Raw genomic sequence first — 15,466 nt, 5'->3', positions numbered from 1 at the left:
ATAAAACATGAAGACTCCAGTTGACGTCTACTAACACTGCCGCACCGATTCCCACACCAAGCTGCCCTCTTGGCTAGACAGTAATAACGAAGAATTACGTTATGCTGTAGGTGTCTACAATTTCTACCTATCCGCGAGCTACCTGTCATTTAATCGAAAACTTTCTTGTTCACCAGCTGGACAACACTGATCATGAAACTGCATCTTGAGCACAGTTTTCATTCAAGCAACATATCCCACCCTACACCAATTCTGCTATTTGCTCTACTTTACTGCACTTGCTCGACAGTGTACCGACAAGCAACCTGTTCTACTACGACATCACTGCCAACCTGATTACATGTGGTGAATCCATCGTGCTGCCTTTACTGATGCGGGATGAATCGATAACCATATTGCTGATGCGCTGGAAAACAGCACTGATTCTGTATTTGTCAAAAGCAGACAACAGCTGATAGAGAGCCTATTTCTCACACAAGGCATCAATCCATTCGTCCTCAAAGGCTACCTGAAATTTTAGCTTCGCAGAAATTTCGCCTCGCTGCGTTTTCAGGTAGCCTTTTCTTCACTAAAATACTCAAACTTTATTGGTCTACAAACGCGCGCTCAATCAGATAATCACCGCGCTGCCCCATTTTGGGCGACACAGTTAAGCCAAAGCTGTTGAGCACATCGCTAGTGTCTTTGAGCATGGCCGGGCTGCCACACAGCATAGCACGGTCGGCTTGTGGGTTAATCGGTGGCAGACCGATATCTTCGTACAGTTTGCCGCTCCGCATCAAATCGGTAAGTCGGCCTTGGTGCTCGAATTCCTCTCGGGAAACAATAGGGTAGTAAATCAGTTTCTCACGAATCATTTCGCCCAGGTATTCGTGGTTAGGCAGCTCTTGGGTGAAGCGATCGTAGTAGGCGAGGTCTTTTTTATAGCGCACACCGTGTACGAGAATGACTTTTTCAAATTGCTCATACACTTCTGGATCTTTAGTGATGCTCAAGAACGGGGCAATACCAGTACCGGTGGAGAGCAGATAGAGGTGTTTTCCGGGGTTTAAATCGCCGCAAATCAGAGTGCCGGTGGGCTTTTTACTGATAAGCACCTCGTCGCCGACTTTGAGGTGCTGCAGACGGCTGGTGAGCGGGCCATCCGGCACTTTAATGCTGAAAAACTCGAGATGCTCTTCCCAGTTGGCGGAAGCCACGCTGTAGGCACGCATCAGGGGTTTGCCGTCCACCAGCAGGCCGACCATGACGAATTGGCCGTTTTCAAAACGCAGGCTGTCGTCGCGGGTGCAAGTGAAGGTGAAATAGGCGTCGGTCCAGTGGTGTACGGACAGGACTTTTTGTGTGTTGAAGGCTGCCATATTGTCTTTCTAAATAAAGTGAAACCGCTCGGCGGCGGAAAAATTTGCGAATTATAGCATTGTGTTGTAAGGGATAGGGGTTTTATTGCGAACGATTTTGATTAAGCAGCTATCTAGTTTTGGCCAAGCCCATCCCTTTCATTTTTTACTTCGCTGCAACCTCGTTTTAGCTTCGTTGAGACTTACGCTTTAGCGAAACTCACTACGTTCGTTTTCAGGTAGCCTACTCAATGCCGATACTGTTGCGGCTGCCGGTGGCGAAACTGCCACGGTGCCTGCGGAGAAGCTTGCCGCCACAGACCGAGCCGCTGGTTTTTGGCTTGTGCTTCAGCTTCGGCATAGGCAGCATATTCGGCCTCGCTCTGCCATTCGCGGGCGTAGCGGCGATAGTGCCAGGCGCAGCCGTCGGCCACCTGCTGTCGGTTGATATCCTGGCCATTTAGGCGGATTTGTGCCACTTTGCGGCCGTAGCGGTCGGTATCCACGATTTCGGCCTGTACTTGTCGATGCAGCACTTGTTCGGCCAAACGGTCGCGGCAGGCTTTGCCCTGGGCTTGCTCCAATTCCGGCGCATCGATGCCGGCAAGGCGGATTTTATGCCGTTGACCGGAGCGGTGGTCTTGCAGATGTAGCGTATCACCGTCCCACGCACGAACCACTTCGCCGCTAATGATGTTGTTCCTGGCAGGTTCGGCACTGGCGGGCAAGGTAGAACAGGCGGCCAGCAGCATAGCGTAGCCGGCCATGCCGATTTTGACGAAACCTGCTGCATTAGTTTTAGCTCCGCAAAAACTCACTGCGTTTGTTTTGGCAAAATTTACTATGTTTATTTTCAGGTAGCCTTTGACCTGCAGAATGGGTAACAGGTGTTTCATGCTGTTAAAATCCGGCACGGATTTTTTCTGCCAGTTGCCGCAAAGCTTGAGCACGGTGGCTAAGTTGGTTTTTGGTGTCTGGTGCAAGCTGGGCGGCAGTTTGCTGCAAATCGGGTAGGTAGAAATGTGGATCGTAGCCGAAGCCGTTGCTCCCGGCGGCCTGTTCCTGCCATTGCCCGTGCCACACGCCTTCTGCAATCAGCGGCTGCGGGTCATCGGCGTGGCGCACTAAAACCAGCACGCAAACGTAATACACGGCGCGGTTGGCCTGCGCAGCCAAGTCAGCACTCAGTTTGGCGTTGTTGGCAGCATCAGAACGCAGCTCCTCTCCGGCATAGCGTGCGGAGAGCACGCCCGGTGCGCCGTTTAGGGCAGGCGCGCAAATACCGCTGTCGTCAGCCAGTGCGGGCAAATCGCTATGTCGGCTGGCATGCCGTGCCTTTGCCAGCGCGTTTTCCACAAAACTAACATGCGGTTCCGGGCATTCGGGCACGGCAAAATCCGACTGGGGACATACCTGCCAGCCGAGTTTGACAAACAGAGTGTTGAATTCACGCAATTTTCCGGCGTTGGTACTGGCTAATACTAATTCTTTCACGTTACCTCCTTACCTGTCGGTTGAGCTTCATTTTCTACCTGCTGTGAAACAGCCTGCTGCATCTGTTGGGCGACAAGCTGTTTTTCGCGTAAAAACTTGGCCAACGAAGCCATCTGCCCGGCTATGCACAGGAAGGCGGCCAGGAAACAGGCTACAGCTGCGGCGGTGTATTTCAAAATAAATAACACATTGCCCGCGAGCAGCAACAGGATAAATAGTATCGTGAACAGCGCGGTAAGTTTCAGGTAGCGTCTGGTTTTATTCATGGCAATATGCGTTAGAGCAAGAAAGGTTAAATTTAGGATTAATTTGATTTCAATAGATCATTTGAATCCGAATGAGACGGAAATGGCGAATTCTGATTCACTTCCGTTAAAGGATGCGCTTTCAGGCAACCTTTCGGCAAACAAAAATTAGCCGGATACTCCTTACCCTGTTCCGGCTTTGTAACAGCCTATGTTTTCAGGTAGCCGGGAAGGCTACCTGAAAACATAAACGGCCAATCTTTTATTGTGGCGAACCGTTTGGCTGCCCGGTATCCTGCGATTCCTCATTTTGTGCTATTACATCCTGCGTGGTATCTACTACATTAGGTTTGTCGCCATATTGCTGTTTTAGCTGCGATACACCTTCTTTGGCTGCCCGTGTTGCGTGTTCGGATGCCGATTTAACCGCCTGTGCGCTGCTGCCAATAATTTTTTGCAAGCATTCGGTATCGTCGCGGGCAAAACTCTGTGCCTGTGCATCAAATTTTTCATCATCGCTGTTGAAATATTCCACCGTGCCAAACGACAGCTTCTGCGCCACCAACACGGCGGGGAAGGAGTTGCGGTAGCTGTTGAAACGGCGCACGCGGTTGTTGTAGCTTTCACGACGCTCGAGAATTTCATTTTCCAAGCGCTCCAACTGCCCCATCAGCTTTTGATAGGTGGCATCAGCTTTCAGTTGCGGAAACGATTGCGCCATAGCCATCATCTGTTGGGTATTGTTAGCCTGAGCTACTTTAAGTTGCGTGATTTGCTCGTGTTCCAAATAGCCGGATGCAATTTCGATAATCTGCCCACTGAGCTGCTGGCGTTTTTTCAAACCAGCCTGCAAATTGGAAAACCCTTCGCGAATGCTCTGCATACTGCTTTGCAAGGTGTTGTAAACCTTAACCAGCCAACCAATGGCAACGGTAACAATAATTAGCAAGAACAAAAGCATGTGTGCAACTCCTGAATGATGGTCGAAAATAAGGAGACGAATGCGGCGTATTGTAACAGTTCTCTATTTGTTTTTGTTTGCCATAAAGGCTTTCCAAGCTGCCTGGCAAGCGGGATAGGGCTACCTGAAAACTATCGGCATAGTTGGATTAAGGAAAAACAGCCTCTTGGATACAACAAACTTTCAGGTAGCCTTGAATACAAACAATACAGAAGCAGCCTTTAATCTGCATTATAAGGCTACTTTCTCATTGTGCCATCAGCGCAGTTCGTTATACAGGCGGCTCAGCCAAGTTTGTGCATCCGCGCCTTGGTAGGGGCTGCCGTCTTTGTTGGATAACACCAATTGGCTGCTGTTATTGCCTTGCGGCTGCACAGCTACCACAAATTCAGGCTGTGCCTGCGGTTCGGCGGGTTTGCTGCTGCGGCCGAATAGGCGGCTGAAGAAGCCGGGCTTCTCGGTGCGCACGGCTTTTCCTTCGGCAGGAGCCACCTGAACCAAATAGGCTTGGCGTTGGGTGTTTTGGGCAGTAACGCTCAGGCCGATGCGGTCGAGCGCAAGGCCGACACGACGCCAATTGCGAGCTTGATTACCGCGCAAAATCAGGCGGCCTTTTTCCAGGCTGGCCAAATCGCCGTTGCGCGGGGCGGCAGCCTGCCGCTGTTTCAGCGCTTGCTCAATTTGTTGTTCGTCGGCACCTAAATACTGCATGAAGCGGCCGAGCAGCGTAGCTTCTAAAGCGGTATCGCGCTGTGAAGGCTGCCACATGGTGGTGTCTTTGTTGTGGTCGGCGTAGGTTTCCTTCATACCGCGGTGGGTGAAGAATACATCGGTACCGCCTTTGCTGTTGCGCTCGAGGCGGATGGTGAATTTGTCGCGCTCACCGGTGGAATATACACCGCCCAAGCCGACGCGTTCAAACAGGCGGCGCAGGCCGTCTTGCGGCAGTTTGGCGCGATTTTCTGCCCAATCGGTTTCCATCAGGCCGATACCCGGCTCTTCACGGGCAATCACGAAGCCCTGCTCTTGCCAGAAAGCGTGCAAGAGTGGCCACACTTCGGCTGGGTTTTTGTTGGCAATGTTCAGCCAACGCTCACCACCTTCTCGCTGCATGGTGATGTTTTTCACCTCAGCCAACACCGGCGAACCCGCTTTGTTGGCAGCAGCCTGCTGGCTACGGGCAACATCGCTGGCCCGCACTGAGCCGCCAGCGGGCAGGTTGTATATATTGCCTTGCGAGGGGTTGTCTAAATCGGGCGGTACTTCCAAGCTCACCACTTTGCGGTTTTCAGTTTGGTAGTCCAGCTTGGGTGCTTCGGTTTTAGTGGCGCAACCGGCCACCAAGCTGGCCATCAACAAGGCGGCGGGCAGTTTGAATACGTTCATGCAGCTATGTCCTTCAGGGTTGAAACTTGTAATTAAATCCAATTAAATCAGTTGCAGTTTTTGCAGTGCGGCGCTCACGCGCGCCTGGCCAGTTTCGCTCAGGCTGACCATCGGCAAGCGCACGGCACGGCCGCACAAACCCAGCTTTTCCAGCGCCCATTTCGGCGCGGCCGGGCTGGGCTCGCAAAACATTTCTTGATACAGCGGCACCAGTTTGGCGTTCAGCACACGGGCCTCAGCCAGATTACCGGCCAATGCGGCACGGCACATATCGGCAAACAGCTTGGGCGCCACGTTACCGGCTACGGTAATCACACCGTGTGCGCCGCACAGCATGGCAGCCATGCCGGTGGGGTCGTCGCCAGAATAGATGGCAAAACCTTCGGGCACGCGGTTAATCAGATCCACCATGCGGCCAATGTCGCCACTGGCTTCTTTGATGCCGATGATGTTGGGGATTTCGGCCAAGCGCAGCACGGTATCGTTGTTCATGTTGACCACAGTGCGGCCGGGCACGTTGTACACAATCATCGGAATATCCGCCGCTTCGGCAATAGCAGCGAAGTGGCGGTAGATGCCTTCCTGCGGCGGTTTATTGTAGTACGGCACCACAGACAGCGTGGCATACGCACCGGAGCCAACTGCCGCACGAGACAGCTCGATGGCTTCGCTGGTGCTGTTCACACCGGTACCGGCAATCACCGGAATACGGCCGTCGGCAAAACGGATGGCTGCCTCGATCACTTCAATCTTTTCCGGCACGCTGAGCGTGGTGCTCTCGCCGGTGGTACCAACGGCGACAATGGCATCCGTGCCGTTGGCAACATGCCAATCAATCAGGCGTTGGAATTGTTCGTAGTGGACACTGCCATCTTCACGCATCGGGGTGATGATGGCGACAAGACTACCGGTTAGCATGGCTCACAACCTTATATTTGGTGGGTGGTCGAAAACGGGACGATTGTAGCCTATTTTGCCGGCTTGTGCGAAATATTGCATAGATTAAAACTTGCTTGCCGAAATTATCTCCCAAGTGCCGGCAATATGGATTTAGCAAACAGATTGAGTATGATAAATGAAGGCATTAACTGCTTTCAGGTAGCCTCCACTAGGCAGCCATCACTGAGAAAATCTGGGCAACCGACTATATTCTTGCTCTTAGTAAACCAGCAGCCATTCGCTGAAAGCTAGCCAGAACAAGATTCCAACGCGGTTAAAACGAGCGTAATAGTGGAGTTCGCCAGACTTTAAAAGAAATCGGTAAAACCAAATATCGTTACAACAATGCCGAACCACGGCAATAGAAAGGCTACCTGAAATTTCAGGTAGCCTTTGTTTCAAGTGGTGCCCTCTGCCTCGCAAACCGCCATTTCCCCTTCCATAAATCCAGCCAAATCCACCCTTCGCTCAAACAGTTCCTGAATCCGTGCCTGATGGCTGATACCGATGCACAAGACATCCGGCAAGCATTGGCGCAGAGTGTGCATGAGTTCGGCGGCGGAAGCGTCGTCCAGCTGGTTGGTGGCTTCGTCCAGAAACAATACATTGGGGCGATGCAGCAAGGCGCGGGCAAGGCTGAGGCGCTGCTGTTCGCCACCAGAGAGGATGTTGTGCCACTCGTGTTCGGCATCGGGATCGAGCGCGGTCAGACGCGGCAGGCCGGTTTGCCTTAATACTTGGGCGATGGCGGCGTTATCAGGTGCGGTGGCATACGGATAGGCAAGCACGTTACGCAGGCTGTCGTGCGGCAGGTAGGGGCGTTGCGGCAGGAACAGGCTGCGGCCTTGGATGGCGAAACGGCCTTGATAATACGGCCACAGCCCGGCCAGCGTGCGCAGCAGAGTGGATTTGCCAATGCCGCTGCGGCCTTCAAGCAGCAACCATTCGGCGGCGCGGGCGGCGAGCGAGAGGCCGTGCAGCAGGGTGCGGCCGTCTGCGGTGTGGAGGGTGAGCTTGTCCGCTTTGAGTGCGGCGGTTTGGCCGGATTTGCCGTCGCCATCATGTGCGGGCTGCTTTTGCGGTATGTCGTCCAGCGTGTTCAGGGCTACCTGAAAACCGTCCAGACGTTCCACCACGGATGCCCATTCGATGATGCGTTTGTAGTAATCCATAAACCAGCCGAAGCCGTCCTGCACGTTGGAAAACGCGCTGCGTGCCTTCACCATGTCGCCGAAAGTGAGGGTATGTGCCAGATACATAGGCAGGGTGGCGATGATGGGAATAAACATGGATAGGCGCAGATAGGCGGCGGAAAAGGTTTCCAGGCGCAGTTCGCGGTCGATAAGCTCGCGCCAGTTGCGGCGTACGGCTTCAAAGTGGCGGTTCAGGCGGCTTTGTTCGGCAGCTTCGCCGCGATACAGGGCAATTTGCTCGGCATGGTCGCGCACGCGCAAGAGGGTGGCGCGGTAGTCGGCTTCGCGGTGCTGGCGTTCCACGTTGAGCGGCTGGAGCTTGCGGCCGATCAGATGGGTGAGCAGCGTGCAGGCTGCCGAATAGGCCAGCGCCACCCACACCAGATAGCCGTGCACGGTGATGTTTTGCCCGAAGATTTTGAAGGTTTGCACACCGGATAGCTGCCACAAAATCACCACGAATGCGCCGAGTTTGGCGGCGTTCATGATGAAATATTTGAACAAATCGATGCTTTTTTCCGAGAGCAAGAAGATGTCTTCGGCAATGCGCTGGTCGGGGTTGTCCGGCCCGCCGCCGTGTTGCAGTTGCAGGCGGTAGTGGCGGCTGCGGACGAGCCATTGCCGCTGGAACTGCTGCGTAAGGTGGCTGCGCCAGCGGAACAGCAGGATTTTGCGCAACCAGTTGCCGAAGGCAACCAAGGCGGTCACCAAGGTGATATACAGCAGATATTCGCCAGCCAACGCTGGCATGGCGGTGCTGTCGAAGGCGGCGAGCGCATCGTAAAACGTTTTGTTCCAATCGGTAATCAGCACGCTGACGCGCACGATGGCGAGCGAACAGCCGACCACGGCAGCCAAAAGCAGCCATTCGCGCCATTGGCTTTTGGCAAACCAAAACGGGGCGGCAAGACGGAGGAAACGGCGGAGGGTTTTCACGGGGCTACCTGAAAATGGGATATGGATAATATTGGATGGTAAAGCAAGGTTAATCGGTTTTACTTGCGAAGCGGAAAAGGTTTATAGTTCCAACTCTTATAGCACACAACCAAGGAGTATTTTTATGAGCAATTTCGACGATATCGTAGGCAAAGTGAAAAAAGAAGTGGGCGATGCCATCGGCAGCAGCAAACTGCAAGCCGAAGGCCTGATTCAAGAAGGCGTGGGCAAAGCTAAAGAAGCCATTGCCGATGTGGAAAAACAAGCGGCCGATGTGCTGGAAAAAGGCAAAAAATCCGCTGAAGAGCTGGTGAGCGAAGTCAAAGGCAAAGCCGAGGGCCTGATCAACGACATCAAAAGCAAGTTCTAACTGAGCAAACGGCACGGCAAACCGCCCTGCCCCACGCCGCCGAACAGAGGCTACCTGAAAATTTTCAGGTAGCCTTTTCTCTTTGCCCGCGCGGCGGGATTACAGCTTCCAATCGAATTTCAGCATGATGTTGCGCGGCTCGATCAGATAGTTGTTGATGCCGTTCTGCCGGGTTTTCTGGTTTTCATACACGCGCCGGTCGGTCAGGTTGCTGCCAATCAGGCTGAGCTTCATGTTGTCGTTGAAGCTGTATTGCACATTGGCGTTAAACAGCGCATAACCGCCCTGCTTCACATTGGCCAGGCTGGACGTTTCGCTTTGTGCCGTTACACCGCCGCCAATCGTCCATTTGTTTGCCGCACCGGGCAGGCGGTAGCTGGTGTAGAGACGGAACATATGGCGCGGCGTGTGTTTGCTGAAATTGGTGCCCGCAGGAATCGCACCGCGGTTTTCGGCATCCAGATATTTGCTGTTGTTCAGCGTGTAGCCTGCAAACAGCTGCCAATCGTCCGTCAGCTTGCCGGAAATTTCCATATCCACGCCGCGGCTGCGCACACGGCCCACCGGCTCGTTATACCAGCGCGACATGATATTGTCGTACACCTGCACGCTGCGGTTTTTCTGCACGATGTCGAACAAGGCCACGGAAGCATTCAGCTTACCTTCATACCATTCGCCCTTCCAACCAATTTCGTAGTTACTGCCCAATACCGGCGGCAGATAACGTTCGTAGCGGTCTTTGCTGCCGTTGGGCTTGAAGATGCTGGTGTAGCTGGCGTATACGCTGTGATGCGGCGTGATGTCGTAAATGATTCCGAAATACGGAATAAAACGATGGTGGTTGCGCTCGGTAACACTATCCGGGTCATTATCGACCGCGCCGCTGGTGTAATGATAGTCCACCACAGACTTGGTGGTCATATTGGTGTAGCGCGTGCCGGCCAAAATGTGCAGCTTTTCGGTGGGGTTGAAGCGTGTGCCGGCCATTAAGGAATAACTGCGCTCGGTATTATCGTAGTCCCACAACATCCACGGTGTACCGGCATACCAATCCGGCTCGGCCACTTCGTTACCCCGGAAAGAAGACGGGTCGTAAGACTGAAGATGGCGGAACTGGCGGCGTTCGCCACCACCGCTTTTGTGGTTATAGGTATAGCCGAAGAACACATCGTGTTCCTGCTCCAACAGGCGATATTTGCCGTTCAGATTGGTTTTGATGGTGAACTGCTTTTCGTTGCGGTCATATCGGCCAAGCCAGCCGGAAGGCAGAACGCCGCCGGTTGTCCAGCCCGCATAGGAAGTACTGCCGCTGTAAATGCCGCCGTTACGTTTCAAAGAATGGTTGTTGTTGTAATTGAGCGTGCCGGTCAGTTTCCAATCGTTGGGAAAATAGTGCTCCAATTCAGCAAACAGATTGATTTTACGGGCTCTGTTGCGGCTCCAATCATAGCTGAGGAAAGTGTCGCGCGGCAGACCGGAATCACTGCCGTTCACGCCCATCGGAATACCCCAGTCGTCGGGCGTGGATATTTTGCGCTGATACAGCCCGCCCCAAGTGAGCTTGGTATCTTCGCCTAACTGTGCATCCATCACGCCGTATAAGGTGAATGTGTTCCCTGCCGCACTGTCTTTGAAACTGCCGTCTCTACTTGCCACACCTACCACGCGTCCGCGCAGGGTTTGCGCTTTGTTCAGCGATCCGGAAACATCAATCGTGGTACGGGCGGTGCCGAAGCGGTTAAACAAAACATCGCCTTGTATTTGGCGCAAAGAGGTCGGGCGTTTACGCACGGCATTGACCGTGCCGCCCGGCTCGCCGTTGGCTTGGGTAAGCCCCGTGGCACCGCGTACCACTTCGATATGATCGTACACTGCCAAATCAGTAGCAGATTGTGCATCGTACATGGGGTTGGCTACTGCGCCGGGTACCACGCTGCTGATGCCGTCTTCCTCAATCTGGTCGATATAGAAACCGCGCGATTGGAAGCGCGCCGTACCGGTATCGCGGATAACGTTGACGCCCGTAGTGGTTTTCAGCGCATCTTCCATGCTGGTAATGCCTTGGTCACTCATCTGCCGTTTGGTAATCACGCTCACCGACTGCGGCGTTTCCTTGGGCGACAGCGAAAGCCCCGTGGTGGTGCGCATGGCGGAGGTGGTGTAGCTGTTTCGGTTTCCGGTGCGGGTGCTGCGGTTGCGGGCAGTGATTTGGATGCTTTCCAATTCGGCGCTGCCGCCTTCATTTTCGGCAGCATTATCGGCCCATGCGGGCGCGGTAGCGGCCAGCAGGGCGGCGATAAAGGTGGGTTTGAACGGGTGTTGCATAATTTCCCTTTGATAAGAAAAGTAAACATAGATAAATTTTCAAGGCGCGATTATAGTCTTTTACAACCTAATACAAATGAATTTGATAATTTTTAACAACAAATAGAGTGCAAATACCATACGCAACGCAAAGAGTTTGGTTGTTGGCCGGATACTCCCTTCTTCGCTGTTGCCGAATAACAATGATGCAGTCTCCTGAAAATGTGTACTTCAAAGCGGCGTATCGGATAAGCTTATTTTTCAGGTAGCCTTTGCCGTTTGGCGTTCTCCGGTGGCGGGCTTATAATAATATCCTTTGTTTTACAAGCCGGATGAAAGCAGATCATGATTGGTTCTTATCGAAAAATCCTGTTGGGCATTTTTGCCGTGGCGGTGGTGTGCACGGCGATGTCGTTGTATATGCAGTATGGGCGGGGTATGGACCCATGTGTGATGTGTATTATTCAGCGAGTGTCGATTATTTTCGTGGGGCTGCTTTCGCTGCTTTCTATGCTGTTGCCGCTGAAACGCCGCTGGGCGCGGACGGTGGCGGCGATGCTGGTGAGTATTCCGGCGCTATGGGGCGGCTGGACGGCCATCAGCCAGCTGCATCTGCAAAGTCTGCCCATAGACCAGCAGCCTTCCTGTGGTGCGCCGTGGACTTTCCGCTTGCAGGGAGCGCCGCTGTTTGATTGGTATGAGCCGATTATCCGCGGCTACGGCCAATGCGGCACGGTGGAATATTTCTTGAGTGTGCCGTTTGCCTGGTGGTCGCTGCTGGCTTGTACGTTTATCCTGGTCGGCCTGTGGGGCGGCTGGTGGGTGATGCGTCATCATGAAATAGCGGAGTAGTAGATATTTTCAGGTAACCTGTTGCAACGTGTTATGTGCTATCTGAAATTTTTGGGCTCGATTGAATGTAAGGCTGGCTAGCAATTCAATCTATGAAACACTCGCCTACAAACATACTAAAAAGGCTACCTGAAATCTTTCAGGTAGCCTTTGCCTTTACTCCTATGCAACAGCGTTAAAGCATGCCCGAGAGGCTTTCGGCGGCTTCTGCCTGTTGTGCCTGTTGCTCTTGCTGTTCGTGGAACTGCATACGGTAGAGGTCGGCGTAGCGGCCGCCTTTGGCAAGCAGCTCGGCGTGTTTGCCCTGCTCGACAATCCGGCCTTCGTGCATCACCACAATGTTATCGGCCTGCTCGATGGTGGAGAGGCGGTGTGCCACCACCAAAGTGGTACGCTGCTGCATGAGTTTGTCGAGTGCGGATTGCACCAGGCGTTCGGATTTGGTGTCGAGCGCGCTAGTGGCTTCGTCCAAAATCAGGATGGGCACGTTTTTCAGCAGAGCGCGGGCAATGGCAATACGCTGACGCTGGCCGCCGGAGAGTTTGAGGCCGTTTTGGCCGATTTCGGTTTGCAAGCCCTGCGGCATAGCGGAGATAAACTCCCAGGCGTTGGCGGCTTTGGCAGCCGCTTCAATAGCAGCGGGATCGGCATCGAAACGGCCGTAGGCAATGTTTTCAGCCACCGTACCGTTAAACAGCACCACGTCTTGGCTCACCAGCGCCATTTGTTTGCGCAGGGAGGCCATGCTGTATTCACGGATGTCGCGCCCGCCGATACGCACTTCGCCCGCGGTGGGATCGAAGAAGCGCGGCAATAGGTTGGCCAGCGTGGTTTTACCGCAGCCGGACGCACCCACCAAGGCCACCACGCTGCCATTGGGAATGTGCAAATTGATGTTGTCGAGGCTGTTGCGGGCGGCACCTTCATAGTGGTGGCTCACGTTCACCAACTCGATATCGCCGGTGTGCTCGCTGAGGATCTCGGTGCCGTTATCGGGCTCAACCGGTTCATCTAAAAACTGGAACACGCTCTCGGCGGCAGCCAGGCCGCGTTGCAGCGAGGAAGAAATACCGGTCATGCGCTTGATGGGATCGAACATCATCAGCATGGCGGAGAGGAAGGACATGAAATCGCCGGCGCTAAACGAATCGGAAGCAGCGCGGGCGGCAGCCAAATAAAGGATGGCGGCCAGCGCGGTGGCAATCATCAGCTGGGTTACCGCCGTGCTGAAGGAGTTGGCGGCGGTTTGCTTCACACCGTTGCGGCGCACGTTGATGGCGGTTTCATCGAAGCGGTTTTTCTCGTGCTCCTGCCCGCCATACACTTTAATCACCCGCTCGCCGGTGATGCTCTCGCCCAGCACCTGCGTCATCTGCCCGGCATATTGCTGGCTTTCGCGCGAAAGCTGACGCAGGCGTTTGCTCACCTGGCGCACACACCAGGCCAGCACCGGAATTAAAATCAACGTAATAATCGTGAGCTGCCAATCCAAATACAGCAGAAAACACAGCAAGCCCACTACGGTGATGCCGTCTTTGGCGGTGACGGTTACCACATTAAAGCCGGCTTCGGTAATCTGGCTGGCATCGTTCATGATGCGCGACATAATCCGCCCGCTGCCGTGTTGGCTGAAATATCCGGCCGGCAGCTTGAGCATTTTGGCAAACATTTCGCGGCGAATTTGCTGCACCAGGTGGCCGGAGAGGTAGCTGGTGCTGTATTCGTTGATGAAGTTGAAAATACCGCGCAAGATAAACAGGCCGATAATCGCCAACGGCACCCAACGCATAGCGGAGAGATTTTTCTCCACAAAGCCTTCGTTAATCAGCGGCTTGAGCAGCCATGCGAAAATCGGCCCAGTAGCGGCCACCACCACCATGCCGAGCACGGCCAGGGCGAAAATACGCAGATAGTTTTTCAGGTAGCCAAACAGGCGGCGGAATAAGGCCAGGCTGCTGGCTGTAGTGTACGGGGTAGAAGACGAAGACATGGTGGCCTCTGCCGTTGAAAATGGCGATTGTAAGGCATATCGGGGGCAGGCAACAATGCGGCAAGGCCGCTTTAGCAGGGTTTAACCTAAATTTGTGGCTGGCTGGGGAAAAGGCTACCTGAAACCCATACCAGTTTTCAGGTAGCCTTTATCTTGATTTAAGCGTTCACACCGTCAGTGTAGCCCACCCATGCTGCGGATGCGCTGATCGAGCTCTTGCGCAGTGAGCGCGCGGCCGTCGTTGCAGAAAATCGCCATCAGGCGGCTACGCACCGGGTCGTTGGCGTTCACATAGCTGTCGAACTTGCGCCATACATTATTGCGCGGAGCAATCCAGCGCCGGTTGGTGTTATCGCCAAAGGCGAAGGATCTGAGGTGGCGGTCGCCGCAGCGCATGCCCTCATAACTCATATTCGGCTGCCCGCCCTGCGGCTGTACTGCCAGGACATAACGCATACTGCGGTCGGCAGCCTGCTGCACGGGCAGTTGTAGCCAAACTTTATTGCGGTAGGTGGGGTTGATATACAGCTCAAACCACTCGCCGCGCTGCAAATCGGGATAATCGGGCAACACCACGGCAGCCTCTTCCCACGGCTTTTCCTCTTCCGGCATGTAAGAGCGGTTTTCGCGCAATTCGGCTGAAGCGGCGACGGAAAGCGCCAATACGCAGGCTGCAAACCATAGTTTTTTCATTGCTTTTCCTTTTTCAGGTAGCCTTTTGGTTTCAGGTAGCCTGCTACTTGGCTGGAGGCTACCTGAAAACTTCTGCACCCGCACCCGGCTTATTTGCCTAAGGCAGACAACACAGCGGTTTTCACGGCTTCCACCGGCTGTGTGCCATCGATTTTGATGTAACGAGGCGCATTGTCGCCGGTGAGCTGGCTGTAGAAACCGATGAGCGCGGCGGTTTGTTTGTGGTACACATCTAGGCGATTTTTCACGGTTTCCTCACGGTCGTCGTCGCGCTGGATCAGGTCTTCGCCGGTAACGTCGTCTTTACCTTCCACTTTGGGCGGGTTGTAGCGTATGTGGTAAGTACGGCCGGAGGGCAGGTGCACACGACGGCCGGCCATGCGCTCGAGAATCACCGCATCAGGCACATCGATTTCCACCACCGCATCCAAAATCACGCCTGCCTCCTGCATGGCTTCAGCCTGCGCCAGCGTGCGCGGAAAGCCGTCGAACAGGAAACCGTTTTTGCAGTCATCCTGCGCAATGCGCTCTTTCACCATACCGATGATGATGTCGTCGCGCACCAAACCGCCTGCATCCATAATCTTTTTGGCTTCCAAACCCAGCGGCGTGCCTGCTTTAATGGCAGCGCGTAGCATATCGCCGGTGGAAATCTGCGGGATACCGAAAGCGGCGGTAATAAACTGCGCCTGCGTACCTTTGCCCGCGCCGGGTGCGCCCAATAACAAAATCTTCATTATCTCTTCCTTTAAAATCAATATAA

The 15,466-nt window shown here is 54.0% G+C and carries 14 protein-coding genes; 2 read left to right on the top strand and 12 right to left on the bottom strand.

Features of this window, described 5'->3' with window-relative positions; translation table 11 throughout:
• Positions 1–584: 584 nt before the first annotated feature.
• From EZJ17_RS04725 to EZJ17_RS04690, 8 genes are all read right to left on the bottom strand, one after another.
• Entirely contained in the window at positions 585–1,361 is a 777-nt protein-coding gene (locus tag EZJ17_RS04725; protein ID WP_151086252.1) for a ferredoxin--NADP reductase, read from the bottom strand.
• A gap of 227 nt (positions 1,362–1,588) precedes the next feature.
• Positions 1,589–2,107, bottom strand: coding sequence for a thermonuclease family protein (locus EZJ17_RS04720; protein ID WP_240746213.1), 519 nt, complete (start codon positions 2,105–2,107; stop codon positions 1,589–1,591).
• A 133-nt stretch (positions 2,108–2,240) separates the two neighbouring features.
• Complete coding sequence (rdgB, locus tag EZJ17_RS04715) at positions 2,241–2,834, bottom strand: RdgB/HAM1 family non-canonical purine NTP pyrophosphatase (RefSeq protein WP_067439028.1); 594 nt, start codon at positions 2,832–2,834, stop codon at positions 2,241–2,243.
• Positions 2,831–3,100, bottom strand: coding sequence for an NGO_0222 family membrane protein (locus tag EZJ17_RS04710; protein ID WP_067439031.1), 270 nt, complete (start codon positions 3,098–3,100; stop codon positions 2,831–2,833). Before EZJ17_RS04710 ends, rdgB begins: the two co-directional genes overlap by 4 nt.
• 241 nt (positions 3,101–3,341) lie before the next feature.
• A complete protein-coding gene (locus EZJ17_RS04705; RefSeq protein ID WP_082886424.1) occupies positions 3,342–4,040 on the bottom strand; it encodes a LemA family protein in 699 nt (232 codons plus the stop codon).
• Between the two features lie 258 nt (positions 4,041–4,298).
• Positions 4,299–5,426 (bottom strand): NlpB/DapX family lipoprotein, encoded by a 1,128-nt coding sequence (gene bamC / locus EZJ17_RS04700; protein WP_067439034.1) that lies wholly within the window; start codon positions 5,424–5,426, stop codon positions 4,299–4,301.
• Between the two features lie 42 nt (positions 5,427–5,468).
• Positions 5,469–6,344: a 4-hydroxy-tetrahydrodipicolinate synthase gene (gene dapA, locus EZJ17_RS04695; protein WP_067439037.1), complete on the bottom strand. Its 876-nt coding sequence runs from the start codon at positions 6,342–6,344 to the stop codon at positions 5,469–5,471.
• Between the two features lie 419 nt (positions 6,345–6,763).
• Complete coding sequence (locus tag EZJ17_RS04690) at positions 6,764–8,494, bottom strand: ABC transporter ATP-binding protein/permease (protein ID WP_151086251.1); 1,731 nt, start codon at positions 8,492–8,494, stop codon at positions 6,764–6,766.
• Positions 8,495–8,618: 124 nt separating this feature from the next.
• On the opposite strand from EZJ17_RS04690, the gene EZJ17_RS04685 reads away from it, so the two are divergent.
• On the top strand, positions 8,619–8,864 hold the full coding sequence (locus tag EZJ17_RS04685) for a CsbD family protein (RefSeq protein ID WP_067439043.1): 246 nt from the start codon (positions 8,619–8,621) through the stop codon (positions 8,862–8,864).
• A 99-nt stretch (positions 8,865–8,963) separates the two neighbouring features.
• Here the strand turns inward: EZJ17_RS04685 and EZJ17_RS04680 are convergent, their stop codons facing one another.
• Complete coding sequence (locus tag EZJ17_RS04680) at positions 8,964–11,189, bottom strand: TonB-dependent siderophore receptor (protein WP_067439046.1); 2,226 nt, start codon at positions 11,187–11,189, stop codon at positions 8,964–8,966.
• A 324-nt stretch (positions 11,190–11,513) separates the two neighbouring features.
• Here EZJ17_RS04680 and EZJ17_RS04675 point away from each other — a divergent pair, with 324 nt between their 5' ends.
• Positions 11,514–12,020, top strand: coding sequence for a disulfide bond formation protein B (locus tag EZJ17_RS04675; RefSeq protein WP_067439049.1), 507 nt, complete (start codon positions 11,514–11,516; stop codon positions 12,018–12,020).
• Between the two features lie 175 nt (positions 12,021–12,195).
• Here EZJ17_RS04675 and msbA read toward each other — a convergent pair whose 3' ends face one another.
• The 3 genes from msbA to adk form a co-directional block, all read right to left on the bottom strand.
• Positions 12,196–14,010 (bottom strand): lipid A export permease/ATP-binding protein MsbA, encoded by a 1,815-nt coding sequence (msbA, locus tag EZJ17_RS04670; protein ID WP_067439052.1) that lies wholly within the window; start codon positions 14,008–14,010, stop codon positions 12,196–12,198.
• A 174-nt stretch (positions 14,011–14,184) separates the two neighbouring features.
• Positions 14,185–14,703 (bottom strand): CNP1-like family protein, encoded by a 519-nt coding sequence (locus EZJ17_RS04665; RefSeq protein ID WP_067439055.1) that lies wholly within the window; start codon positions 14,701–14,703, stop codon positions 14,185–14,187.
• A gap of 89 nt (positions 14,704–14,792) precedes the next feature.
• Entirely contained in the window at positions 14,793–15,440 is a 648-nt protein-coding gene (gene adk / locus EZJ17_RS04660) for an adenylate kinase (protein WP_067444772.1), read from the bottom strand.
• Positions 15,441–15,466: the final 26 nt, after the last annotated feature.

This window comes from Eikenella exigua (assembly GCF_008805035.1).
GTDB classification, from domain to species: Bacteria; Pseudomonadota; Gammaproteobacteria; order Burkholderiales; family Neisseriaceae; genus Eikenella; species Eikenella exigua.
This window is presented reverse-complemented; position numbering and strand designations above follow the sequence as displayed.

What these genes read in the sequence shown, in the direction of transcription:
- EZJ17_RS04725 (WP_151086252.1), bottom strand. Translation starts at nt 1,361, where the DNA reads ATGGCAGCCTTCAACACACAAAAAGTCCTGTCCGTACACCACTGGACC.
- EZJ17_RS04720 (WP_240746213.1), bottom strand. Translation starts at nt 2,107, where the DNA reads ATGGCCGGCTACGCTATGCTGCTGGCCGCCTGTTCTACCTTGCCCGCC.
- EZJ17_RS04710 (WP_067439031.1), bottom strand. Translation starts at nt 3,100, where the DNA reads ATGAATAAAACCAGACGCTACCTGAAACTTACCGCGCTGTTCACGATA.
- EZJ17_RS04705 (WP_082886424.1), bottom strand. Translation starts at nt 4,040, where the DNA reads ATGCTTTTGTTCTTGCTAATTATTGTTACCGTTGCCATTGGTTGGCTG.
- bamC (WP_067439034.1), bottom strand. Translation starts at nt 5,426, where the DNA reads ATGAACGTATTCAAACTGCCCGCCGCCTTGTTGATGGCCAGCTTGGTG.
- dapA (WP_067439037.1), bottom strand. Translation starts at nt 6,344, where the DNA reads ATGCTAACCGGTAGTCTTGTCGCCATCATCACCCCGATGCGTGAAGAT.
- EZJ17_RS04685 (WP_067439043.1), top strand. Translation starts at nt 8,619, where the DNA reads ATGAGCAATTTCGACGATATCGTAGGCAAAGTGAAAAAAGAAGTGGGC.
- EZJ17_RS04680 (WP_067439046.1), bottom strand. Translation starts at nt 11,189, where the DNA reads ATGCAACACCCGTTCAAACCCACCTTTATCGCCGCCCTGCTGGCCGCT.
- EZJ17_RS04675 (WP_067439049.1), top strand. Translation starts at nt 11,514, where the DNA reads ATGATTGGTTCTTATCGAAAAATCCTGTTGGGCATTTTTGCCGTGGCG.
- msbA (WP_067439052.1), bottom strand. Translation starts at nt 14,010, where the DNA reads ATGTCTTCGTCTTCTACCCCGTACACTACAGCCAGCAGCCTGGCCTTA.
- EZJ17_RS04665 (WP_067439055.1), bottom strand. Translation starts at nt 14,703, where the DNA reads ATGAAAAAACTATGGTTTGCAGCCTGCGTATTGGCGCTTTCCGTCGCC.
- adk (WP_067444772.1), bottom strand. Translation starts at nt 15,440, where the DNA reads ATGAAGATTTTGTTATTGGGCGCACCCGGCGCGGGCAAAGGTACGCAG.